Consider the following 23,633-nt stretch of genomic DNA (forward strand, 5'->3'; position numbering starts at 1 on the left):
GGGCAAATTATAGGGCAGGCGTAGCGATGACTCGACCCTGGGGCCGCTGACCTATCGCATTTATCCCGGCCACCCCCTAGACTAGTCCCTTCTGCGCACCAAACACCAACCCGGAAACCTTCATGCTGGACAAATACGTCAAACGGATACTGCAATCCCGCGTCTACGACGTGGCAGTGGAAACCCCCATCCATGCGGCACCGTTGATTTCCAAGCGTATTGGCAACCGGGTGCTGCTCAAGCGGGAAGATCTGCAGCCGGTGTTTTCCTTCAAGCTCCGTGGCGCCTATAACAAACTTTGTCAGCTTACCGATGAACAGCTTCAGCGCGGGGTGATCTGTGCCTCCGCTGGCAATCATGCCCAGGGTCTGGCGCTGGCGGCCAGCTCCATGGGCATCAAGGCCACCATCGTGATGCCGCGGACCACGCCGGATATCAAGGTGAATTCGGTACGTAACCACGGCGGCAAGGCGGTGTTGCACGGTGACAGCTTCGATGAAGCCCTGGCCCATGCCCGCAAACTGGAAGCGCGAGACAACCTGACTTTTGTACACCCCTATGACGATCCGGACGTGATTGCCGGGCAGGGCACGGTTGGCATGGAGATCCTTCGCCAGCAGAGCCGGGATCTGGATGCCATCTTTATTCCCGTAGGTGGCGGTGGTCTGGCCGCCGGGGTGGCGGCCTATGTGAAATATGTGCGCCCGGATGTGAAAGTGATCGCCGTGGAGCCGGAAGATGCGGCCTGCCTGAAGGCGGCGCTGGAGAAGAATCGCCGGGTGACCCTGGCGGAAGTGGGCCTGTTTGCCGATGGTGTAGCGGTAAAACAGATCGGCAAGGAAACCTTCAAGATCCTGCGTCATCACGTGGATGAGGTGATTACCGCCACCACCGACGAAATCTGCGCCGCCATCAAGGATGCGTTCGAGGATACCCGGGCCATCTGCGAGCCTGCCGGTGCGCTGGCGCTGGCGGGCCTGAAAAACTGGGTGGCCAAACATCAGGTGGAAAACCAGACCCTGGTGGCGATCCAGAGCGGTGCCAATGTGAATTTCGATCGCCTGCGACATGTTTCTGAGCGAGCGGAGCTGGGTGAACAGCGTGAAGCCATTCTGGCGGTAACCATTCCCGAGCGTCCCGGTGCCTTCCGTGCCTTCTGCCAGGCGCTGGGTCGCCGTGGCATTACCGAGTTCAACTACCGTTACAGCGATGACCGTGATGCCAATATCTTTGTGGGCATTCAGCTGCGACCCGGTGGCGAAGCCCTGCAGGCCTTGATGAAGGACCTGGAAGAGCGCGGTTACCCGGTGGTGGATATGAGCGGCGGCACCCTGCCGCCGCTCATCCACCACCGGGCAACCGCGCCTTCCTGGTCCTTCATCAAGGCCTGCAGGGCTTCGCTACCGGGTCGCAGCTGAATGCCCACAAAGATATTTCGGCATCACGCATATCATCGCTGTAACGGTAGTTGAACTGGTAATGCCACGGCGACCCAGCGCCCGGCAGAAGGCACGGAAGGCACCGACGCTCGGGAATGGTTACTGCCAGAATGGTTTGTCGCTGTTCACCCAGCCTGCTCGCTCAGAAACACGTCGCAGGCGATCGAAATTCACATTGGCACCGCTCTGATCGCCACCAGGGTCTGGTTTTCCACCTGATGTTTGGCCACCCAGTTTTTCAGGCTCGCCAGCGCCAGCGCACCGGCAGGCTCGCAGATGGCCCGGGTATCCTCGAACGCATCCTCCTTGATGGCGGCGCAGATTTCTGTCGGTGGTGGCGGTAATCACCTCATCCACGTGATGGCTGCAGGATCTTGAAGGTTTCTGCCGATCCGTTTTACCGCTACACCATCGGCAAACAGGGCCCACTTTCCGCCAGGGTCATGATGCGGTCTTTCAGGCTGGCCAGGCCATCGATGAAGAAGTTGGCGGTGGAGCCGGTCCCCACGCCGATGACTTCGCCTTCGGGTACAAAGCGGAGCGCCGCCTCGGCGACCTGTTTTTTCAGCGCATCCTGGTCCATGAAATTGTCCTGTCGTGCGGGTAAAAGAAGTGGGGCAAATTATAGGGCAGGCGTAGCGATGACTCGACCCTGGGGCCGCTGACCTATCGCATTTATCCCGGCCACCCCCTAGACTAGTCCCTTCTGCGCACCAAACACCAACCCGGAAACCTTCATGCTGGACAAATACGTCAAACGGATACTGCAATCCCGCGTCTACGACGTGGCAGTGGAAACCCCCATCCATGCGGCACCGTTGATTTCCAAGCGTATTGGCAACCGGGTGCTGCTCAAGCGGGAAGATCTGCAGCCGGTGTTTTCCTTCAAGCTCCGTGGCGCCTATAACAAACTTTGTCAGCTTACCGATGAACAGCTTCAGCGCGGGGTGATCTGTGCCTCCGCTGGCAATCATGCCCAGGGTCTGGCGCTGGCGGCCAGCTCCATGGGCATCAAGGCCACCATCGTGATGCCGCGGACCACGCCGGATATCAAGGTGAATTCGGTACGTAACCACGGCGGCAAGGCGGTGTTGCACGGTGACAGCTTCGATGAAGCCCTGGCCCATGCCCGCAAACTGGAAGCGCGAGACAACCTGACTTTTGTACACCCCTATGACGATCCGGACGTGATTGCCGGGCAGGGCACGGTTGGCATGGAGATCCTTCGCCAGCAGAGCCGGGATCTGGATGCCATCTTTATTCCCGTAGGTGGCGGTGGTCTGGCCGCCGGGGTGGCGGCCTATGTGAAATATGTGCGCCCGGATGTGAAAGTGATCGCCGTGGAGCCGGAAGATGCGGCCTGCCTGAAGGCGGCGCTGGAGAAGAATCGCCGGGTGACCCTGGCGGAAGTGGGCCTGTTTGCCGATGGTGTAGCGGTAAAACAGATCGGCAAGGAAACCTTCAAGATCCTGCGTCATCACGTGGATGAGGTGATTACCGCCACCACCGACGAAATCTGCGCCGCCATCAAGGATGCGTTCGAGGATACCCGGGCCATCTGCGAGCCTGCCGGTGCGCTGGCGCTGGCGGGCCTGAAAAACTGGGTGGCCAAACATCAGGTGGAAAACCAGACCCTGGTGGCGATCCAGAGCGGTGCCAATGTGAATTTCGATCGCCTGCGACATGTTTCTGAGCGAGCGGAGCTGGGTGAACAGCGTGAAGCCATTCTGGCGGTAACCATTCCCGAGCGTCCCGGTGCCTTCCGTGCCTTCTGCCAGGCGCTGGGTCGCCGTGGCATTACCGAGTTCAACTACCGTTACAGCGATGACCGTGATGCCAATATCTTTGTGGGCATTCAGCTGCGACCCGGTGGCGAAGCCCTGCAGGCCTTGATGAAGGACCTGGAAGAGCGCGGTTACCCGGTGGTGGATATGAGCGGCAACGAAATGGCCAAGCTGCATATCCGTCATATGGTAGGGGGGCATGCGCCACGCCAGGATATGCAGGAAAGACTGTTCCGGGTGGAATTTCCCGAGCGGCCGGGGGCTCTGATGAGGTTTCTCCAGTCCCTGGGTGAGAAGTGGAATATCAGCCTGTTCCACTACCGTAACCATGGCGCGGCCTATGGCCGGGTGCTGGTGGGCTTCCAGGTGGAGACAGGCCAGCATTCCCGGCTGATGGCGGATCTGAAAAAAGTCCCCTACCCCATGGTGGAAGAAAGCGATAACCCGGCCTACCGCCTGTTTCTGAATTAACGGAACCAAATGGTGCCCGGGTTGTCCCTCCATGGCGGCGTTGCTGTGAAATCCGTTTAAAAAAATTGGTATAACAGCGCTTTCATATCAACAAGGCGCTTTCCACCAGTTATCGACGGTTTTTGTTAAGAAACGTCAGCAAAGCCTGCTAACCGCTTGACTTTACATGTCGAAATGCTCAAATTTTGACCCGGTTGGCATTTTACATTTTGTAATAGGTTTAAGGTGACACTCGTATTACGACTTTCGGGTCACTTTTTGTATTGCTGTACCGCTTTTTGGGGATAGAAACAATGAAGAAGAAGCCGGACGCCCTGGTGCTACTGGCTGTGATTTTCGGGTTGGGGGTGCTGATCAGCAGCCTGACCCACGGCGGCAACGAAAATGATTACCAACGCTACGCAGATAGCGCCGGCGTTGTTGTCAGTCACATCCAGTAGTAACAGTCAGATCTACCGGTTGGTCCCATGGGGCCACCGGTAGAGTGCCCTTGCCTACCCTCTGAAAATCATAGCCCACGGCTACCAGCCTAGGTCGCCTTGGCCTGCGCGCCAGATCTGCCAGTGTACGGTCGTAATAACCTCCCCCCATGCCCAGTCGATAGCCGCAGGTGTCAAACGCCACTGCCGGCAGCAGAATGACATCCAGTGCCCACAGGGCCCGGCCCCGATAATAGTGTGCCGGTTCGGCAATGCCGTAATTGTTGGGGCGCATGGGGTGGTGGCGCTGCCAGAGACGAAATTGCAGGTGGCCACGGCGGATCGGGTCCAGGCGGGGCAGGTAGGTGGTAGCCAGGCGGAAGCGCTTGTGGTGCAAGCCGGGCAACAGGTCCAACTCGCCGTCATTGGCCAGATACAGCGCCAGGTGGCGGGCAGGGCGATGGCCTAATGCCTGATCCAGCCGGCGGCCGAAACCATGGCTGGCCCGGCGGCGTTGCCCCGGCGTCAGTGATCGGCGTTGCTGTCGGAACTGGCGGCGCAATTGCCGCCGCAAGGCTGCGGTCATGGGCAGGCCACAATAAGCGTGAGTCGTCCATTGTGAAATGATCGACTCAGGAGGAAATAGAAAGGGTACTTCCCGGTCCGCCGCTGCGGGCTTGACCCTTGAACCGTAGGTTCAAGGTGGAGGCAGCAACCCCACCCTCAGGCTTTCCGCTCAATGGGCGGACATGCACACAGGCAGGGCAATGTTTGCCCCCGGGTATTACATTATCGGCTCGGGGACATGACCCTCTGGCGAACGGGCCAGGAAGCACTCGGGTGGATTATAACAGGGGTGCCGGGGGCAGGTCAGGACTTGACAGGGAAGTGATTTCGTAGATTTTTTTGCTTTCTACGAGGCTGCTGTAGGAGCGCCGCTTGAGGCGCGAACCTCGCCTCAGCGAGGCAATCGACCGTAGGGCGATCGGGAGTGCCGGGTTCGACAGGTCTTTCCAGAAAGGAATGCTGGTTGGTCGGGTCTTTTCCTCGCCAAGGCTCGGTTCGCGCCTCAAGCGGCGCTCCTACAGGGGCGCTGTAGAAGCGTGAGGGAAGACTACAGCTTTCGGCGGGCGTCTTCGAAGGCCTGGATTTCGTCTTCCAGGCGAGTAAGCAGGGCCTGGACCCGGGCCTCGCTTTCGGAATCTTCGGACACGGCCTTGCGGGCATTGAGCAGTTCGTGGCTCATGTTCAGCGCGGTCATGATGGCAATGCGCTCCAGCCCGATCACATTGGCATCGCGGACTTCGCGCAATTGCTTGTCCAGATAGCGGGCGGCGGCCAGCAGGTTGTCCTGTTCACCGGCCGGGCAGGCGACGCGATACTCCTTGTCCAGTAGATGAATTACCAGGGAGTTTTCGTTAGACATGGCCGAGGGCACCGCATTGGCTGTGGATCAGTATCAGGCAGGATGTCACGCTCAGGACTCCTGCTCCAGGGATTTCAGACGCGAGATAATGGCTTCGACCTTGTTGCGAGCCACATCGTTCTTTTTCAGCAGTTGGGCCCGTTCTTCCACCAGCTTTGCCTCGCGTTCATGCAAGGACTGGTTTTCCTGACGCAGGCGCGCACTGATGCGCAGCAGGTCATCGACGCGGGCTTCCAGTTGCCGTAGTTGTTGTTCCGTCGTCATGGCAAAATGTACGCTGTTCGCCTAAGGTGTGGACCTTTCTCGGCCCGGCGTTCCCCATACCCTGCCGGTATTTTCCGGCAATGGCATCCCACCCGGATTACAGGTTGTTTCAACTATAGGTGTGGGGTTTGCAAGGGTCAACGAAATTCAACCGTGGTAGCCACTTAGCACACATTATTCACAGGCTGCCTGAGGATAACCCCCAATTCCCCGGATAACGGATAGATTCATGTCCAACCTGATCGATTTTGAAGTGCTGGCCCAGGGCCTGGCTGCTGCCGGTGTGGCCCATTCCCCCAGTGAATTGCAAGGCGTGTTGGCAGGGTTGCTGGCCACTGGCCATGGTGGCCAGGACGAGGAAGTGCTTGGCGTATTGGCCGCCCATACCGATATTGATGGCGGGTTTGACGGCGCCCTCTCGGTGGCGCTGCTGTCATTGCGCGACCAGCTTCACGAAGGGTTCCAGGGCACCGGGCTGGATCTGGCCCTGCTGTTACCCGGGGATGAGGAAGAACTGGGGCTGCGGGTGGCGGCAGTGGCCCAGTGGTGCGAAGGCTTTCTGGTGGGGTTCGGCACCGGCTCTGCCAACACCCATGACAAGGATCTGTCACCGGGTATCCAGGAAGCCCTGTCCGACCTGGCAGCGATCAGCCAGGTGGCTACCCCGGAAGAAGACGGGGACGAAGAGGAAGATATGTTCGAGCAGGTGGCGGAGCACTGCCGGATGGCGGCGCTGATGATTTACACTGAGCTGGTCATGCGCCATCAGGACAAGCCGGCCCCGGCGCCGCAGGCACCGCCGACCCGCCACTGATTTCGCTGCGATCGTTTCAGCATTAAGGAGAGCTCTTGAGTATCAATCGCCAGGAATTTGCCCGTCGCCGTCAGGAACTGATGGGCATAATGGGGCCCAACAGCATTGCCATCCTGCCGGCGGCCCCGGAGCGCACCCGTAACCGGGATGTGGAATACCCCTACCGGCAGAACAGCGATTTCTGGTATCTCACCGGGTTTGCCGAGCCGGAAGCGATCATGGTGCTGTTGCCCGGCCGTGAGCATGGCGAATATGTACTGTTTTGCCGCGAGCGCGACCGCACCATGGAAATCTGGAATGGCTACCGGGCTGGCCCGGATGGCGCGGTGACGGACTTTGATGCGGATGATGCTTTCCCGATCGGCGATATCGACGAGATTCTGCCGGGACTGATCGAAGGGCGCGAGCGAGTCTATTACGACCTGGGCCATGATGCGGAATTCGACCGCCGCCTGATGGGCTGGGTCAACAGTATCCGCGAGCGGGTCCGTTCCGGTGCCCAGCCGCCCGGGGAGTTCGTTGCCCTGGCCCATCATCTGCACGACATGCGCCTGTTCAAGAGCGCTGCCGAAATCAAGTTGATGCGCCGCGCCGCCAGTATTTCTGCCGGCGCCCATGTGCGTGCCATGCAGGCGGTCAAACCTGGCATGATGGAATACCAGCTGGAAGCGGAATATATCCACGAGTTCATGCGCAACGGCTCACGCAGCCCCGCCTACCCGAGTATTGTCGGTGGCGGTGCCAACAGCTGCATCCTGCATTACATCGAAAACAGCCAGAAACTGAAGGACGGTGACCTGGTGCTGGTGGATGCCGGTTGCGAGCTGGAACACTACGCCTCGGACATCACCCGCACCTTCCCGGTGAACGGTAAATTCAGCAAACCCCAGCAGGCGCTCTACGAGCTGGTGCTGGCCAGTCAGCACGCGGCCATCGAGGCCACTCATCCGGACAACCACTGGAATGTGCCCCATGAAAAGGTGGTGCACATCCTCACCCAGGGGTTGATTGACCTGGGCCTGCTCAAGGGCGAATTCAACGAGCTGGTGGAAACCGAAGGCTACCGGCGCTTCTTTATGCACCGCACCGGTCACTGGCTGGGGCTGGATGTGCATGACGTGGGCGATTACCGGGTACAGGATCAGTGGCGGCAACTGGAGCCGGGCATGGCGCTGACCGTGGAGCCTGGCCTCTATGTGGCACCGGACGACGACAGCGTGGACGAGCAGTGGCGCGGCATCGGTATCCGTATTGAGGATGATGTGGTGGTAACGAAAGACGGCTGCGATGTGCTGAGCCACGAAGTGCCCAAGGAAGTGGCGGATATCGAAGCGGTGATGAAAAAAGCAGTTAACAGTTAATAGTGAAGAGTTAACAGCGAAAACCGGTAATACAGCTCACCCTCTAATGGTTTCGGGAAAACCTGGATGACGGAACAGAGGCAAGATTCCATTCTTATCGTCGGCGGTGGCATGGCCGGGGCGTTGCTGGCGGTGTTGTTGCGTCACCACGGTGCCGCAGCCGTGACCCTGGTGGAAAGCCATCCGCTTACCCTGCCTGAAGAGCCGCCGCTGACGCCCAGTTTTGATGCGCGCAGCACCGCCCTGTCTGCCGGTACACTGGCAGTGCTGGATGAGCTGGGGCTGGGCGAGGCCATTCGCCAACACGCCGCCCGGATCGATACCGTGCATGTCTCGCGTCGTTCCCGGCTCGGCATCACCCGCCTGCGTGCCAGTGAGGAAGGTGTGCCGGCGCTGGGAGCGGTGGTGGAAAACCGCTGGCTGGGTTTTGTGTTGTTGCGGGCCCTGTATGCGGATGCTGCCATTGAGGTGCTGGCACCGGAACGGCTCAGCGCCATCCGCCGTCTCGAAGACGGTTATCAAGCCTCACTGGAATCCGGTCGCACCCTGACCACGCCGTTACTGATTGCCGCCGATGGTGCCAGGTCGCGCACCCGCGAATGGCTGGGCGTGAGTGCCAGGGATAGTGACACCGGCCACGATGCCATGATCGCCAATCTGTCATTGGCCAGCGATCACCAGGGCATTGCCTACGAACGTTTTCTCAACGATGGGCCGTTGGCGCTGTTGCCGCTGCCGGATCGCCGTTTTGCCCTGGTCTGGACCGGTCCCCGCAAGCAGGTGGATGCCTGGATGGCCATGGAATCCGGTGCTTTGCTGGAGCAGTTGCAGCAGCAATGCCCGGCAGAAGCCCCCAGGATTACCGGCATCGGAGAACGTCAGCGTTACCCGTTGGTGCTCACCCATGCCTGTGCCCAGGCGGTGCCCTATGGGGTGGTGGTGGGCAATGCCGCCCACACCCTGCACCCGGTGGCCGGGCAGGGTTTCAATCTGACCGTGCGCGATCTGGTTCAGCTGGCAAGCACCGTGGGTGATGCGTCGGCACCGGGGGCACTATCCCTGTTGCAGCAATACGTGCAGCGCCGGGAGCAGGACCAGGCACTGATCAGTCAGGCGTCGCGCTGGGTGCCGGAACTGTTCCGGGTCCAGCAACCATTGTTCGCCCACAGTCGCCAGCTGGGGTTGGTGGCCATGGATATTCTGCCCGGCCTGCGCCAGGGGTTTGCGCGTCGGGCCATGGGGCTGTGAAAAGGCAGTTAATAATTAATAGTTAACAGTTAATAGCGAAAGCCATGCTACGAAGCTGCTGTAGGAGCGCCGCTTGAGGCGCGAAGAGCTTGCAGCTGCTTCGGCGCTTGATTCCGGCGACCTGACGATGCAAATGCAGCACTCGCGTTAAAGATCGTGGATATTCGCGCCTCAAGCGGCACTCCTACATATCAACAGCGAGCATCGACCTTTGAAGAATGCGCCCATGACAGAACAACCTGATTCCCAACACATCGTCATCGTCGGCGGTGGCATGACCGGGGGCTTGCTGGCGGTGTTGCTGGCGGAGCAGGGGCTGGATGTGACGGTGCTTGACGGGGCGCCGGCGCCAGTGATGCCGTCCGGACCCGCCCAGTTGCGGGTGTCCACGCTCACCGAGGCCAGTCACTGGTTGCTGCAGAACAGCGGCGTTTGGGCGCATCTGGACATGGGCCGGGTGCAGCCCTACGACGCCATGCAGGTGTGGGATCAGGATGGCACCGGCGAGGTGTTGTTCCGCGCTGAAGAGGTGGGAGCACAATCGCTGGGCTGTTTGTTGGAGAATGGTCACCTGGCTGCCGCCTTGTACCGGCGTGCGGCGGATTTTGACAATCTGGACTGGCGCTGTGGTGTGTCGGTTGATGGTGCTCGCCGCGAGGAAGGACGCTGGCAGGTTCGTGCGGGCGATGAACACTGGCAAGCGGATCTGCTGGTGGGGGCCGATGGCGCCCGTTCCCGGGTGCGTGACTGGGCCGGCATCAGTGGCGGTGCCCGTGATAGTGGTCACCATGCGCTGGTGGCGACCATCGCCACAGCCTTGCCCCATGATGCCTGCGCCCGTCAGGTGTTTATGGAATCCGGGCCGCTGGCACTGCTGCCGCTATACAGCGATCCGCAACAGGGTGAGCAGCGGCAGTGTTCCATCGTCTGGTCCGGCTGGCCGGAACGCATCGCTCATCTGCGCGAGCAGGCGCCTGAGGATTTTGCCGCCGAATTGCAGGCGGCCGTTGGCGAGGCATTGGGCGATGTGACCCTGCTCAGCGAGCGGGCGGTTTTTCCCATTCAGGAGCGACACGCCAGCAGCTATGTGGCAGCGGGGCTGGCGCTGGTCGGTGATGCTGCCCACGTGATCCATCCGCTGGCCGGGCAGGGCGTGAACCTGGGGCTGCTGGATGCGGCGGTGCTGGCGGAAGAAGTGGAGAGGGCAATCAATAATGGCCGCTCCTGCGCGGACAGCGCCGCCCTGGCCCGTTACCAGCGGCGCCGCCGTGGCGAGAACCTGATCATGCAGAACGCCATGCGCGGGTTTCAGCAATTGTTCGGCCAGCGGGCCTTGCCGGTGCGCTGGCTGCGTAATACCGGCATGCGCTGGGTCAATCAGGCCGGGCCGCTCAAGCGTCTGTTTGCCAGCCAGGCTATGGGCCGGGGCGCGGATTTACCGGGCCGGGCGCGGCCGCAGCCTCCGGGTTTGTGAGTGACCTGCGGCGCTCCGGGAAATAGTGCGCACAGGCTCTAGAGCTCGGCATAAATTCCTGCCATACTTGCTGCTCAATTAAGAATCATTCTTGTTTCCTTGTGCGTTTGATGGAGTCCACCACTATGCGAGCCATTGCCCTGCTGGCCGCCGCCGTTGTCATGCTCACCGGGCTGTGGGCCTGTTCCGAACCCGCTGCCGAAGAAGAACTGGTGGTCTATACCTCGCGTAATGATCACCTGATCAAGCCGGTATTCGATGCCTATACCGAGGCCACCGGCGTGAAAATCCGCTATATCACCGATAATGCTGCCGCCCTGACCGCCCGCTTGCAGGCCGAGGGTGAGCGCTCACCGGCGGATATGCTGATCACCGTGGATGCCGGCAACCTGTGGAATGCGGCGGACAAGGATCTGCTGCAACCGCTGGAATCCCCGGTGCTGGCCGCCAATGTGCCAGCGGAACTGACTGACCCGGAGAACCGCTGGTTCGGTCTCACTGTGCGAGCCCGCACCCTGGTCTATTCCACTGACCGGGTGGACCCGGCGGCGCTGTCCAGCTATGAAGCCCTGGCCGAGCCCGAGTGGAAAGGCCGCCTGTGCCTGCGTACCTCCAAGAAGGTCTACAACCAGTCCCTGGTGGCGACCATGATCAAGCGTCTTGGCGAAGAAAGAACCGAGGAAGTCGTGCGTGGTTGGGTGGCGAATCTGGCTACTGACGTGTTCTCCAACGACACCGCTCTGATGGAGGCCATCGTCGCCGGACAATGTGACGTAGGCATAGTGAATACTTACTACTTCGGCCGCATGAAGCAGGACAACCCGCAGTTGCCCCTGTCCCTGTTCTGGGCCAACCAGGATTCCAGCGGGGTGCACGTGAATATCTCCGGCGCCGGTATTACCCGCCATGCGCCGCACCCGCAAAAGGCCCGCGACCTGCTGGAATGGATGACTCAGCCGCAAGCCCAGAAACTGCTGGCCGATCGCAATATGGAATACCCGGTGAATGCCGCCGTGGAGCCCGCCGAAGAGGTGGCTTCCTGGGGGAAATTCAAATCCGATGATCTGAACGTCAGTGTGGCCGGCGCCCTGCAGGTGGATGCCGTCAAACTGATGGATCGCGCCGGGTACCGCTAACCGGTGCGAACACGGGGAGCCCTTTCCGCCAGCGGTGCCAGCGTTCTGCTGCTGGCCTTGCTGGTGCTGGTGCCCATTGTGGTACTGCTGGCCGCCTGGCAGCAGGAGCAATGGGCCACCTGGCAGCACCTGCTCGATACGGTACTGTGGCGGCTGGTGGGCAACACCCTGTTCCTGATGGTGGGGGTTACCGCCGGCGTGCTGCTGCTGGGGGTGTCCCTGGCCTGGTGTGTGGCCACCCTGGAGTTTCCCGGTCGGCGCTGGCTGCAATGGGCGCTGTTGCTGCCCATGGCCATGCCCGCCTATGTGCTCGCCTTCGTGATGGTGGACCTGATGGATTACGCCGGCCCCATCCAGACCTTCCTGCGCCAATGGTTGCCGACCCTCGATTTCAGTGCCCGTCACCCCCTGTGGGTGGTGATTACCCTGTCCCTGGTGCTCTATCCCTATGTCTACATGCTCGCCCGGCTGGCCTTCGAGGCCCAGGGGCGGGCGGTGCTGGAACAGGCCCGTATCCTTGGCGATACGGCCTCTTCCGCCTTCTTCCGGGTGGCCTTGCCGATGGCACGACCCGGCATCGCGGCGGGTCTGGCGCTGGCATTGATGGAAACCCTGGCCGACTTCGGTGCGGTGAGTATCTTCAACTTCGATACCTTTACCACGGCCATCTACAAAAGCTGGTACGGCCTGTTCAACCTGCAGGCCGCCGCCCAGCTCGCCTCCCTGTTATTGCTGTTCGTGGTGGTGGCCCTGTGGCTGGAACGGCGGGGACGCAGCCGCGCCCGCTATAGTGAGATCGGCGGCCGCCAGACCTTGCGCAGCCGCCCGCGACTGGCCTGGGGCGTCACCTTGTTTGCCTTTGCGGTACTGTTTCTGGCCTTCCTGCTGCCGGTCAGTCGCCTGCTGTACTGGGTCATCGACAATGGCTTGATGCAGGTGGATGCCCGTTTCCTCAACCTGATCTGGCGTACCTTCCTGCTCGGCACCATGGCGGCCCTGCTGGTGCTGACCTTGGCCGGCTGGCTGGCCTGGGTGAAACGGCATCAGCCGTCGCCTGCCGTGTCCGTGGCGGTGCGGCTGGCGACCCTGGGCTATGCCTTGCCGGGCTCGGTGCTGGCGGTGGGTATCATGATCAGCTTCAGCGCCGTGGAAGGCTGGCTGGCGGACCTGGGTGTGGGCATCGTGCTGGTCAGCACTTTGGCGGCGTTGTTGTTGGCCTATGTGGTGCGGTTTATGGCGGTGGGCTTCGGACGCAGCCGCGTCCGGTGGAGAATGCCCTGCAGCAGGTGCGCCCCAGCCTGGTGGAAGCGGCCCGGACTCTGGGGGCGTCCTCCTCCGAAGTGGGCCGCCGGGTCTATGTGCCGATGATGCTGCCTGGCCTGCTCACTGCTTTGCTGCTGGTGGGCATTGATGTGATGAAGGAAATGCCCGCCACCCTGCTGCTGAGACCCTTCGGTTGGGACACCCTGGCGGTGCGCATTTACGAGCTGACCGCCGAAGGGGAGTGGCAACGGGCCGCTGCTCCCGCTCTGACCCTGGTGCTGTTGGGGCTGATCCCGGTGATGGTGCTGACCCGCCGGCGTTCCACGCAGCTGAACTCCCCCCGAGACTGATTCACCCTCCTGCCTGTGCTTCTCCTGCAAAAAGCCTAACTCCCTCGAAATTGCTACGAAAATCCTCTTATCTGATTCGATATTGTGTCGTTAATTTTTGTGTATATATGTAATTTTGGTGACCTTATAGACATTTCCCGTGATGTATTCGTGAACCAAAGTTGGTACGTTGATGCCAGATTATTGCGCACATAACTGTGTATGCAATCTGAACAATAAAAACTGTCCCGTTCCGGGCGCGTCTTTTTTGGAGAGCTTCATGACAATACGGAAACTGCTGCCTGCCATATTGGCGGGTATTGGGGTTGTGTGCGTGTCGCCGGCACTGGCCAGCATGGGCAATATCGGTACTACCTACGGGGTGCTGCCCTCTGATCTGGCTTCTGCTCAGGCCCTGTCGCTGTTCAACAGCCAGGTCTCCGCCACCTATTACAACCCGGCCTACCTGGCCCATGACGATCGCGGCGAGCTGACCACCGGCCTGTTGCATGCGGACCATGAGCTGCGTGGAAGCAGTCTGGGTGGTGCTGCACCGTTGCCGCGCAGTAGCGATACGCTGCAGGACTCACCCTCCCAACATACCCTGCTAGGCATGAAGACCGACCTGTCCTCGCTGACCCGCTACAACCACCCCATGTACCTGGGCTTCATGCTGGGGGTGGAGAAGTATGGCGAGGAAATGATGGCGTTCAATTCCCAGACTTCCGTAGAAGGCCAGTACTTTGAATTCGGCCGTCAGCCCCTGTTCCTCAACCTGGGCGGTGGTACGAAGATCTGGCGTGGCCTGGATATGGGCTTGTCTGCTCGCATTACCTTGCACTCCGAGGCCGAACTGGTGGCCACCTCCACCCTGGGTGGGGAAACCAGCTACGAAACCCTGAATGTCTCTGCCAAGCCCTCCATCCGTCCGATTTTCGGCATGAACATGGATTGGGGTGAGAGCTTCTGTGGCGAGGGTGATAACTGCTGGTACAAGGGCCTGGAAACCGCCTTCAGCTTCCGCGGTTATTCCAATACCAACACCACGGTGGACTCTACCATCACCATCCCCGGGACCGTGCTGGACCCGGGCATCAACCTGGCCATCAGTACCGTGGATTCCTACCAACCGAACATTTACGCCGCCGGCCTGGCCTACGGCCGTGATCGCTGGCGGGTGGGTCTGACCGTGGAAATGCAGGAATGGTCACGGCTGGAAGAAGAGCTGGAACGCGACACCATCAAGGACCAGGCGGTCAATGCCGCACAGGATGACTATCGCCTGGAATTCAAGGACATCGTGGTGCCCCGGCTGGGCGGTGAATTCCACCTGGATGACACCTATATGGTCACCGGTGGGGTGGCGTTCAGCGAGTCGCCGCTGGATTCCGACGGTTCCCTGGAAGTGAACTATCTGGATACCGACAAGTGGATCCTGGGTCTGGGCCTGACTGCCCAGTACCAGTCGGTGCCGGTGCTGGCCTTCCCGGTGCGCCTGGATCTGGCCTACCAGTACCAGAAGCTGGAAGCCCGCACCTTTGATCTTTATGACCGTCGCTCACCTTCCTTCCCGCAGCCCTACGAAAGCGTGGAAGCGGAAGGGGATGTGCACGTGTTTTCCGGCTCCATCACTCTGAAATTCTAGGAGATCGGCGATGAAAACAAGAAATCTGTGGCTGGCCACCGCCGCCGCGACCCTGGCCGCCTGTGGCGGCGATGCCGGAGACACCCCGTCCATTGCCGGTTGGCAGCAGGCCGAGGTCTATTACAGCTACCCCTACGACGGGCAGCAGAACCTGTCGCCGAAGACACCGCTGGTGCTGCGTTTCTCCCACGCCATGGAGGTGGATGCCGGTCATTTCACCCTGTTGTACTGCGACCAGCCCGGTGACGATTGTGACGATACTGGTGACAACCATGTCGCGTTGAGCACGCCCAGGTCCCTGGATGGCGGCAAGGGCGTTACGCTGCAGCCGCAGAGTCCGCTGCAGCCCCACAGCCATTACCGGCTGGTGATCGACGGCATTGAAACGGAGCAGGGCAGTCCGGTGTTCCCGGATGGCGGTCTGGATTTCGTCACCCGTCTCAGTGAAGACGGCCCCCTGTCCAGCCAGATGGCCACACCGAATCTGGCTGTCAGCCAGATCATTCCCGATGGTGATGCGCTGCCGTTCATGGATTTCTCCACCCTGCGGGTGCGCTTCAATCAGATGCTCGACCCGGAAACCCTGCAGTATGGTGATACCGATGGTGGTGCCTCCGTGGAGTTGGAGCACCAGGGCGACACCGTGCCCGCCGCGCTGCTGGTCAAGGGCAATGCGGTCACCATCGACCCGCTGCAGGACCTGACCCCCGGGCAGCAGTACACCCTGACGTTCACCTCGTCAGTACGGGGTGTGGATCAGGCCCAACTGACCGGCGGGTTCGAACAGAGCTGGACCGCCCGGAATTCCATGCCCCGGGCTACCCTGGTGCAGGAAGCCCTGAGCGCCAGTGATGACCCGAGCGACCCGTGCAATGCCCCGGATGCCCTGGTGGCCAAGCTCACTGGCGCCACCATGAACTGTGTGCCGATCCAGTCCACCCTGCTGGGCGACAAGGATGCCACCATGCAGACCGGCGATGTGTTTGCGGAGCTGGCGTTTCTGCCCAACTACCCGGATGTGTCGCCGTTGCGGATTCCCCGCAACAGTCTGCTCACTGGCAGCAATGTCACCGTCAAAGTAGCGGGTGAAGTGGAGGCCGGTATCGAGACTGGTGCCATCTCGGTGACCTTCCTGTCCGATGCGTCCGGCTATCTGTTGCCCAACCCCTACAGCGATGCCCATGAAGCGCCCAAGCAGGTGAAGCTGTATATGGATGTGTCCATGACGGCGGAAAACCCGGAAGCCAATGGCGCCCTCAGCCAGACCCTCATGCACGTGGAACTCAATGGCATGGCGCTGGTGAAAGACGGCCGCATGGAAATCGATGCAGTGGGCATTGTGGAGCCGAAAGTGCTCGGTCAGGAAACCGCCTTCGGCCTGCTCAGCTTTCACATGAAGTCCTATGAGGACCAGGAGAACGCGCCGCAACCGGTACCGGATATGACCGCGCCGCAATTGCAGTCCATGGTCCCGGCAGTGGAAGACGATGGCACGGCCCTTACCGCCCGCCCCGGCGATGCGGTGATCCTGAATTTCGATGAGCCCCTGGATCCCTCCACCCTGCGAGCCGGTGACACCTTCGGCCTGCAACAGGGCGGCAGCTATGTGGCGGTGGACTGGTACCTGGATGGCGCGTCCCTGGTGATGCGCCCGACCACCCCGCTGGCGTTCGGCGAGAGTTATACCGCCATAGTCAGCGCCCAGGTCAGCGACCTGGCCGGCAACGCCGTGGTCCCGGTCAATGAACCCTTCAGCCTGCCCGAGCGGGTGGGTGACACGGCGCCGCCCATCGTTCTGACCAGTTACCCGGGCTTCCCCTGTGCCGCCGACAAGGAGCACTGGGAAATCGAAGCGGGTAACCATGGCTTCTGTCAGGGGGGCAAGGTGGAAGACGACCGTAACCCGGTGCCCTCAATGCCGGCGGATCGCGCCATCCGGGTGAATTTTTCCCAGGATATCGCCGCAGAGTCAGTGGTCTTTGACAATACCGATGCCTGCAACGTGGGAAGCTTCCGGGTGGAAAAAGTGGTGCTCGACCCGAACACTGGTCGCCCCCTGCGTTATGACGAAGACGGCAAGCGCAAATACAGCTGCGAAGCCGGGGTCACCGGCAAGCTGGCAGTGGGTAACCGCAGCCTGGTGTTCACCCCGGATCAGCCCTGGGAAGAGGACGCCTATTACCGCTATATCCTGATGAGCGTGAACCAGACCTCTGCCCAGCAGCCGGATGATTGCAGCAGCGGCGAAGCCATCTGCTCCACCGACGGCAAGCGCCTGCAAACAGCCATGCTGCGCGCCCCGGACAGCGACATGGGCGGGCCAGATATGCATCTGCACTTCATTGCCGGCGCTCCTGTGGCCAGTGTCTTCCAGCCGCTCAAGAATCTGCCCACCGCCGACTTGAACGGTAACGGCTACTTTGATCAGGGAGAGCCCGGCTACAACGGTGGCGAGCCCGGCGCCAACACCACGGCGTTGATCATTGATGAAAGCAAAGGCGACAACGGCAGCGAGGGCGGTGTCTCCGATCCGGCGCTGGTCTGTGATCTGCCGGAGCGATGTGGCATTCACGTGGTCGGTGGTCTCAACTCCGAGGTGATTGGTGCAGCGGAGCCTTACGATGATCCGTCGACACCGGAAGTCGAAGCCTGGCCGGCTGTCAGGGTGGGCCTGTATCCCACCCTGATACAGGCATCGTCAGTGACCCTCAAAGTGAAAATTATCGGCCTGTTTGACAGCGATACCCCCACGGAAACCCAGTTCATGCGCATGCGTTACAACTGTGTGGCCTGGCCGGAAGATGCGGAGAATTTCTGTGGCAAACAGAATCCTGATGGCAGCTTTGTCTACGATGAGTGGGAGCGGCAGGGGTTGATCCCCGGGTGGATTGTGCAAACCCCGGACGGCCCGGAATTCCGTGCCGATGTGAACCTCTATCTGGATGCCCCTTACATGCACATCCTGCTGGATGGTTCCCACAACCAGCATAGCTACCCGTTGACCATGAACCTGGCCGGGCCAGTGACCTTCCTGCCAGATGGTCGCATGGTGATCGAACAGCTCAACAGCAATGACATTGCCGTGGACGTAAACCTGTCGGTGCTGTTCCTGAATCCGAAGATCTATCTGAAGATCCCCGCAGGCGGGGTGAAGCTTCAGTACCTGGGAGAGCCCATCAAGCAGTAACGCCTCTCTGGCAACAACCTTGCCGGCCTTCGGGCCGGCTTTTTTATGGCAGCCTACCTGCGCTTCACATACCCGCCTTTCTGATGGCAAACCGAAACCGCCCGGTTACATCGGTTAACAATACCGGTGCTCCCACCTACTTTTCTCAACTATTCCCAACTTTTTGCCAACGGCGCTGGCACTCGCGTTTTGTTTGACTTATTGCATATACACAGGGGGGAATAGGCGAGAGGCTGCATAGCTTCACGTGCTGTTCTCCTGCCGCCTGAGAGTGTCACTCTAGGGCGATAAACCTAATAACAAACGCCGGAGAAACGCTATGACTACCAAGACCCTGACCCGCTGGGGAGCTGCTGTCATTGTCAGCACTGCCCTGTCCAGCCCAGGCTTTGCTGCCATGGGGAACACCGCCAATACCTATGGCCTGCTGCCACTGGATGTGGGCACTGCACAGGCCATGTCCTTGTTCAACACGCAAGCGTCTGCGCTCTATTACAACCCGGCCTACCTGACCCGGGATCCCCGTGGTGAGCTGACGGTAGGCCTGCTTCATGGTGAGCATGAACTGGACGTCAATAGCCTGGGCAACCCCAGTGGTGGCGGTGCTGCAGTGATCCGCGATGGTAGCCGCATGAACGTGGCGGATACCCAGCAGCAGGTTATTGCCCTCAAGACAGACCTGACGGATATCACCAAATTCGAGCACCCGCTGTACTTCGCAATCATCGCCGGTGTGGAAAAATACGGCGAGGAAATGCTGGCGTTTGACTCCAAGACTTCCCGTGAAGGGCAGACCTTCAACTATGGCCGCCAACCCCTGTTCCTGAATCTTGGCGGCGGTCTGGAGTTGGCCAATGGCATTACCACGGGGGCCTCGGCGCACATCTCCCTGCGCAATAAGGCAACCCTGATTGCCAGTGCGGACCTGGCCGGTGAGACACAGTATGAAGAACTGAGCGTTACCGCCAAGCCCGTGATTCGCCCTGTGCTGTCCATGAACCTGGAATGGGACAAGGTGTTCTGTGGCAAAGAGGACTGCGGTATCTGGACTGGCCTGGAAACGGCCTTTGCCTTTCGTGGCCATACCGAGGCCCGCACCTCGGTTGAATCCAACCTGACCATTCCTGGCACCGTGATCGATCCCGGCATTACCGTTCTGATCGACACCATCGATTCCTATCAGCCTGATATTTTCAGTGCCGGCCTGTTGTATCACTTTACCGATAACTTCCGCGCCTCCGTCACCGTCGAGCAGCAAAACTGGAAAGACCTGGAAAAAGAGCTGGAGCGTGACACGGTCAAGGACCAGGCCCAGGCAGAGTTCAAGGACATCATCGTGCCGCGTATCGGTGCGGAATGGACAGTAAACAAGAACATCATTCTGTTTGGTGGTGTGGCCTATCAGGAAAGCCCACTGGAAAGCATTCAGACCCCGGACGTGAACTACTTCGACAATGACAAGCTTGTTGTTGGTCTGGGTAGCTCCCTGATTATTCATAATCCGCCGATTCTGGCATACCCGATGCGGCTCGATTTCGGTTACCAGTTCCAGAAGCTGGAAGAGCGTGAGTTTGAATTGACCACCACCCGTCCCGGCGTGGCCAACCCTTATGAGCGAGTGAGCACCGACGGAGAAGTCCATGTTTTCTCCGGCTCACTGACGCTGAAGTTCTAAAGGAGGTGCACCATGAAAAAGAACAACATTGCCCTCACACTGACCGCCCTCACTGCTGCCGTATTAACCGGCTGCGGCGGAGACAGCAGCAATGTGAGTTTCGATACGCCCACCTTCAATGCGCGCAACCTGCACTACACCTACCCGCTGGATAATCAGACCCAGTTGGCGCCGCGCGCCATTGTGGCACTGCAATTCAGCCATGCGGTCAATGTGTCGGCGGAGAACTTCTTGTTCACCGATGCGGATGGCGAGGATGTGGCCTTTACCCTGGAATCCGTGGCTAATGGTCGCGGTGTGGTGCTGACACCTGTAGATGCGCTGGCGCCCGCCGCCCAATACAAGGTCGTCATGAACGGGGTGACAGTGGATGGAGAAGCGACCACCTTCAAGGATGGCGAGCTGAACTTCACCACCCGCGCCGCCCTGGAAGGTCCGCTGGATACCCAGCAGACTGCGGCCAGCTTCGAAGTGGAATCCCTGTTCCCGGATGACCAGCAGTTCAAAAGCATGGATTTCTCCAGCTTCCGGCTGCGCACCACCAAGCCTGTTGATGGTTCCTCGGCGGTTTACGGTGATACCGTCAGCCTGATGAGTAATGGTGAGCTGGTGCCGGCGCAACTGCTGGTGGGGCGCACCGCTATTACCGTGGACCCGTTGGAAGATATGACCCCCGGCCAGACCTACGAGCTGGTGGTCAATGAAGTGTTGAGCCAGTCCGGCGAAAGCATTGCTTCCTTTACACACTCCACCGTGCCCAAGGACACCACCTCACCGACCACTGGTGAGCGGGCAGTGCTGGTGACCAATGCGCCGCCGGCAGATGATTCCCTTGGCTGTCAGGATGAAGGTGTAATCACCTCGGACCTGACCGGCCAGCCGATCAACTGTGTGCCGGTGATCGGCACCCTGCTGCAGGACAAGACGGTATCCAAGCAAACCGGTGATGTGTATGCCGAGCTCGCCTTTGCTCCCAACTTCCCCGATGTGACACCGCTGCGCGTCAAGAAAGGCGGCATCCTCAAGGGGGATGCGCTTGAGGTGCTGATCGGCGGTGAAGTGCCGCTGGGCTTTGATTCCGGCGAAGTGACCGTGCAGATCATTTCCGATGCCACCGGTTACCTTTTCCCCAACCCCAATGCGGAAAGCGATGACGCCCCCAAGCAGCTGCGGCTGATGATGGATGTGGCCTTTTCCACCACCGACGCCCGGGCCAATGGTGCTTTCACCCAGAACGTGCTGCATCTGGAGCTGGTGGGCACCGGCCTGATTGAAGATGGCCAGCTCAACACCGATGCCATCACCGTGGTGGAGCCGCGGGTACTGGGTGTGGAAAGCAGCTATGGCATCCTCAGTTTCCGTATGGAGTCCTACCAGGATCAGGAAAATGCGCCCCTGCCGCCGGTGGATTCCGTGAATCCTTTTGTGCCTGTTCTGGATGGCGATAACGGTCCGGAGCTGTCCTGGCAGCCGGGTAATGTGGCTGACCGCATGGAGCCGGGTGAGCCCATCGTGATTCACTTCAATGAGATTCTCGAGCTTTCCAGCATCGTACCGGGGGAAAGCTTGATGTTGACGAAAGGGGGTGTCAGTGAGCCCTTCAGCTGGGAGCACAGCGGTAATGCCCTGGTGATCACCCCGGACACCCCGGTGGAATACGGGGTGGAATATGTGGTGACCACCACACCGGAAATCACCGACCTGGCCGGCAACCCGCTGCAGATGCTCGATTCCCTGGAAGGGGATAACTCCCTGGACTTCACCCTGCCGGAATACGTGGTGGATGATGGCGGCGAAGATGTCCGTCGTGGCCCCTTCGCGGCCACAGTCTATCCGGGCTTCCCCTGCGCCAGCAGCGCCGCCTCTCAGGCGGAAATTGATGCCGGTACCCAGGGTGTGTGCATGTCTTCCAGCCCGGAGAGCGAGCAGGTGGAGATTGATGAGCTGCCCATCGTGGGGTTGCCCGCCAATCGCCCGGTCAAGGTGCGTTTCTCCCAGAACATGGACCCGGACACTGTGGTGCTGGGCGATACTGTACTGGTGCAGGAAGACGATAACGGCACCTGGGTGGACGTGGACGGTGAACTTACCGTGGAAACGCGCGGTTTCACGTTTACCCCGAACCAGCCCTGGGATGACACCGGCGACACCCTCTATCGTTATGTGATGGTGGGTAACGGTGGTGGTCCCGGCTGCGCCGGCATCTGTTCCGCCGATGGTCTGCCGCTGCAAACCGCACCGTTGCTCGGTGGAGGCCTGAAAGACGGTGGCCCGGACATGGAGATTCTGTTCCGTGGTGAAGTCGCTGCGGACACCATCTTCCAGGAACTGGCCAACCTGCCCAGCGCAGATGTGAACAACAACTTCCAGATTGATAGCGGCGAACCGGTCATCACCGGCGATACGCTGGATCCGGCGGATACGCCCGCCAACGCCACCTTCATCGTGCCCCGTGGCACCGGTGGCGAAGGCCTGGTGGCCTACGCCAACACCGGTTGTGGTTTTGATAATCCGGCCGACGGCACGCCGACCCAGTGTGACAGCGACAAGATCATGTACGTGGGTTGTTGCTGAACACCGAGATCCTGGATTTCGATGCCGAGAACCAGGGTGTGCCGGTGGTGATCTATCCCACCACCGTGGCGCTGACCAATCTGGATACCACTGCTGTGATTGGGGTGAAACTCGCGGATGATGGTCTGCTGGGTTCTATCCCGCTGATCGGTGATTTGGCCCAGGATGTGGTGAATGCGCTGCTGGGGGCTACTGGTCTGGGTGACTTCATCGAAGCCACCAATCTGGACAACATCGGCCTGGCACCAATCCCCACTGCCACCGGGCCCAACATCATGCGGATACGCTACGAGCCGGAAGATCCCAATGATCCGGACAGCCCGCGCACGGTGCCGCCGGTGGGCTACATTGTGGATACCCCGGATGGTCCGGTGTTCCGCATCCAGTTCGATCTGCTGTTCGATGCCCCGGCCCTGAGCCTGCCGCTGGGTCTGGAGCACAACGTGAAGAGCCTGCCCATCGACAACATACAGCTGGAAGGTCCGCTGGACTTCCTGCCCGACGGGCGCCTGTTCCTCGGCCTGCAGAACCAGGAAGCCCTGGATGTGGATCTGGAAATCACCCTGGCCGGCTTAGATGGTGGCAAGGTGCTACTGCAGATTCCGCCGGGCGGCATCAACCTCAGCTACCAGAGCCCGTCCATTCAGTGATTGCTCTCCAGTAGTTTCCTGAAATACGCCCCGGCTTGCCCGGGGCTTTTTTTGCTTTCCCTGAAGGAGATCGACCTGTTGGAGCCTTGCTCGCAAGGCGAAGCCCGGACGACTCGGATGTCCTGATTTATGCCCGGAGCGCGTCTGGCGGAGCTGAGAGCGGGGCTGGGAAATCTATTTCTGGAAGACCGCCCAAGGCCATCGAGCCCGAGGACGGTTAAGATCAATAAGACCCGGTATCTGGTAAACCGCAATGCTGCTCCGCTTAAGTGAACAGCATTACAGCTTGCCCGGGGCTTTTTTTGCTTTCCCTGAAGGAGATCGACCTGTTGGAGCCTTGCTTGCAAGGCGAAGCCCGGACGACCCGGATGTCCTGATTTATGCCCTGGCGGCTCCCAACGTTTTTTTGGCACAGCCGTGCCTGACGCAGCACTACTTAACCCTTGCCAAGTGCATCACTGTTTTCAACAATTT

The 23,633-nt window shown here is 60.2% G+C and carries 18 protein-coding genes, 1 other RNA gene and 1 pseudogene; 15 read left to right on the top strand and 5 right to left on the bottom strand.

All coding sequences use genetic code 11. The annotated features are described in order from the left end of the window. Positions 1 to 122: 122 nt before the first annotated feature. Positions 123 to 1,418 carry a threonine ammonia-lyase, biosynthetic gene (ilvA, locus tag KZ772_RS14335; protein WP_290537203.1) on the top strand — a complete coding sequence of 432 codons (1,296 nt, stop codon included), beginning with the start codon at positions 123 to 125 and terminating at the stop codon, positions 1,416 to 1,418. A gap of 466 nt (positions 1,419 to 1,884) precedes the next feature. Here the strand turns inward: ilvA (KZ772_RS14335) and KZ772_RS14340 are convergent. Next, positions 1,885 to 2,022 (bottom strand): annotated as a pseudogene (locus KZ772_RS14340) (ribose 5-phosphate isomerase A); the annotation flags it as partial. A gap of 154 nt (positions 2,023 to 2,176) precedes the next feature. Between KZ772_RS14340 and ilvA (KZ772_RS14345) the strand changes: the two are divergent. Further along, positions 2,177 to 3,694, top strand: a complete 1,518-nt coding sequence (ilvA, locus tag KZ772_RS14345) for a threonine ammonia-lyase, biosynthetic (RefSeq protein ID WP_290537204.1) — start codon at positions 2,177 to 2,179, stop codon at positions 3,692 to 3,694. Positions 3,695 to 3,987: 293 nt separating this feature from the next. Continuing rightward, positions 3,988 to 4,134 (top strand): hypothetical protein, encoded by a 147-nt coding sequence (locus KZ772_RS14350; RefSeq protein ID WP_290510286.1) that lies wholly within the window; start codon positions 3,988 to 3,990, stop codon positions 4,132 to 4,134. Here KZ772_RS14350 and KZ772_RS14355 read toward each other — a convergent pair. The 4 genes from KZ772_RS14355 to KZ772_RS14370 all read right to left on the bottom strand — a co-directional run bounded on the left by KZ772_RS14355 (position 4,118) and on the right by KZ772_RS14370 (position 5,803). Beyond that, complete coding sequence (locus KZ772_RS14355) at positions 4,118 to 4,699, bottom strand: 5-formyltetrahydrofolate cyclo-ligase (protein ID WP_290537205.1); 582 nt, start codon at positions 4,697 to 4,699, stop codon at positions 4,118 to 4,120. The genes KZ772_RS14350 and KZ772_RS14355 overlap by 17 nt on opposite strands. A 65-nt stretch (positions 4,700 to 4,764) precedes the next feature. Beyond that, positions 4,765 to 4,948: non-coding RNA, 6S RNA (gene ssrS, locus KZ772_RS14360), on the bottom strand. Between the two features lie 279 nt (positions 4,949 to 5,227). Next, the gene (locus KZ772_RS14365; RefSeq protein WP_035246081.1) at positions 5,228 to 5,539 is read right to left on the bottom strand and encodes a cell division protein ZapA; all 312 of its coding nucleotides are present in this window, start codon (positions 5,537 to 5,539) and stop codon (positions 5,228 to 5,230) included. Between the two features lie 51 nt (positions 5,540 to 5,590). After that, positions 5,591 to 5,803, bottom strand: a complete 213-nt coding sequence (locus KZ772_RS14370; protein WP_035246082.1) for a TIGR02449 family protein — start codon at positions 5,801 to 5,803, stop codon at positions 5,591 to 5,593. A gap of 229 nt (positions 5,804 to 6,032) precedes the next feature. Here KZ772_RS14370 and KZ772_RS14375 point away from each other — a divergent pair, with 229 nt between their 5' ends. From KZ772_RS14375 to KZ772_RS14430, 12 genes are all read left to right on the top strand, one after another. Then, positions 6,033 to 6,617, top strand: a complete 585-nt coding sequence (locus tag KZ772_RS14375; protein WP_290537206.1) for a UPF0149 family protein — start codon at positions 6,033 to 6,035, stop codon at positions 6,615 to 6,617. Positions 6,618 to 6,652: 35 nt separating this feature from the next. Then, positions 6,653 to 7,978 carry a Xaa-Pro aminopeptidase gene (gene pepP / locus KZ772_RS14380; protein ID WP_290537207.1) on the top strand — a complete coding sequence of 442 codons (1,326 nt, stop codon included), beginning with the start codon at positions 6,653 to 6,655 and terminating at the stop codon, positions 7,976 to 7,978. 66 nt (positions 7,979 to 8,044) lie between these two features. After that, entirely contained in the window at positions 8,045 to 9,226 is a 1,182-nt protein-coding gene (locus KZ772_RS14385) for an FAD-dependent monooxygenase (protein ID WP_290537208.1), read from the top strand. A gap of 226 nt (positions 9,227 to 9,452) precedes the next feature. Then, positions 9,453 to 10,700, top strand: a complete 1,248-nt coding sequence (locus KZ772_RS14390) for an FAD-dependent monooxygenase (protein WP_290537209.1) — start codon at positions 9,453 to 9,455, stop codon at positions 10,698 to 10,700. Positions 10,701 to 10,810: 110 nt separating this feature from the next. Further along, the gene (locus tag KZ772_RS14395; protein WP_290537210.1) at positions 10,811 to 11,836 is read left to right on the top strand and encodes an extracellular solute-binding protein; all 1,026 of its coding nucleotides are present in this window, start codon (positions 10,811 to 10,813) and stop codon (positions 11,834 to 11,836) included. 3 nt (positions 11,837 to 11,839) lie between these two features. After that, complete coding sequence (locus KZ772_RS14400) at positions 11,840 to 13,204, top strand: iron ABC transporter permease (protein ID WP_290537211.1); 1,365 nt, start codon at positions 11,840 to 11,842, stop codon at positions 13,202 to 13,204. Next, positions 13,138 to 13,449: an ABC transporter permease subunit gene (locus tag KZ772_RS14405; RefSeq protein WP_290537212.1), complete on the top strand. Its 312-nt coding sequence runs from the start codon at positions 13,138 to 13,140 to the stop codon at positions 13,447 to 13,449. Before KZ772_RS14400 ends, KZ772_RS14405 begins: the two co-directional genes overlap by 67 nt. 259 nt (positions 13,450 to 13,708) lie before the next feature. Next, the gene (locus tag KZ772_RS14410; protein WP_290537213.1) at positions 13,709 to 15,073 is read left to right on the top strand and encodes an outer membrane protein transport protein; all 1,365 of its coding nucleotides are present in this window, start codon (positions 13,709 to 13,711) and stop codon (positions 15,071 to 15,073) included. Positions 15,074 to 15,083: 10 nt separating this feature from the next. Then, positions 15,084 to 18,260, top strand: coding sequence for an Ig-like domain-containing protein (locus KZ772_RS14415; protein ID WP_290537214.1), 3,177 nt, complete (start codon positions 15,084 to 15,086; stop codon positions 18,258 to 18,260). A gap of 319 nt (positions 18,261 to 18,579) precedes the next feature. Next, positions 18,580 to 19,935 (top strand): outer membrane protein transport protein, encoded by a 1,356-nt coding sequence (locus KZ772_RS14420; RefSeq protein WP_290537215.1) that lies wholly within the window; start codon positions 18,580 to 18,582, stop codon positions 19,933 to 19,935. Between the two features lie 12 nt (positions 19,936 to 19,947). After that, positions 19,948 to 22,509: an Ig-like domain-containing protein gene (locus tag KZ772_RS14425; RefSeq protein ID WP_290537216.1), complete on the top strand. Its 2,562-nt coding sequence runs from the start codon at positions 19,948 to 19,950 to the stop codon at positions 22,507 to 22,509. Then, positions 22,500 to 23,159, top strand: coding sequence for a hypothetical protein (locus KZ772_RS14430; protein WP_290537217.1), 660 nt, complete (start codon positions 22,500 to 22,502; stop codon positions 23,157 to 23,159). Before KZ772_RS14425 ends, KZ772_RS14430 begins: the two co-directional genes overlap by 10 nt. The last annotated feature ends 474 nt before the right edge of the window (positions 23,160 to 23,633 follow it).

Origin of the sequence: Alcanivorax sp. (assembly GCF_019431375.1) — a bacterium.
Taxonomy (GTDB): domain Bacteria; phylum Pseudomonadota; class Gammaproteobacteria; order Pseudomonadales; family Alcanivoracaceae; genus Alcanivorax; species Alcanivorax jadensis_A.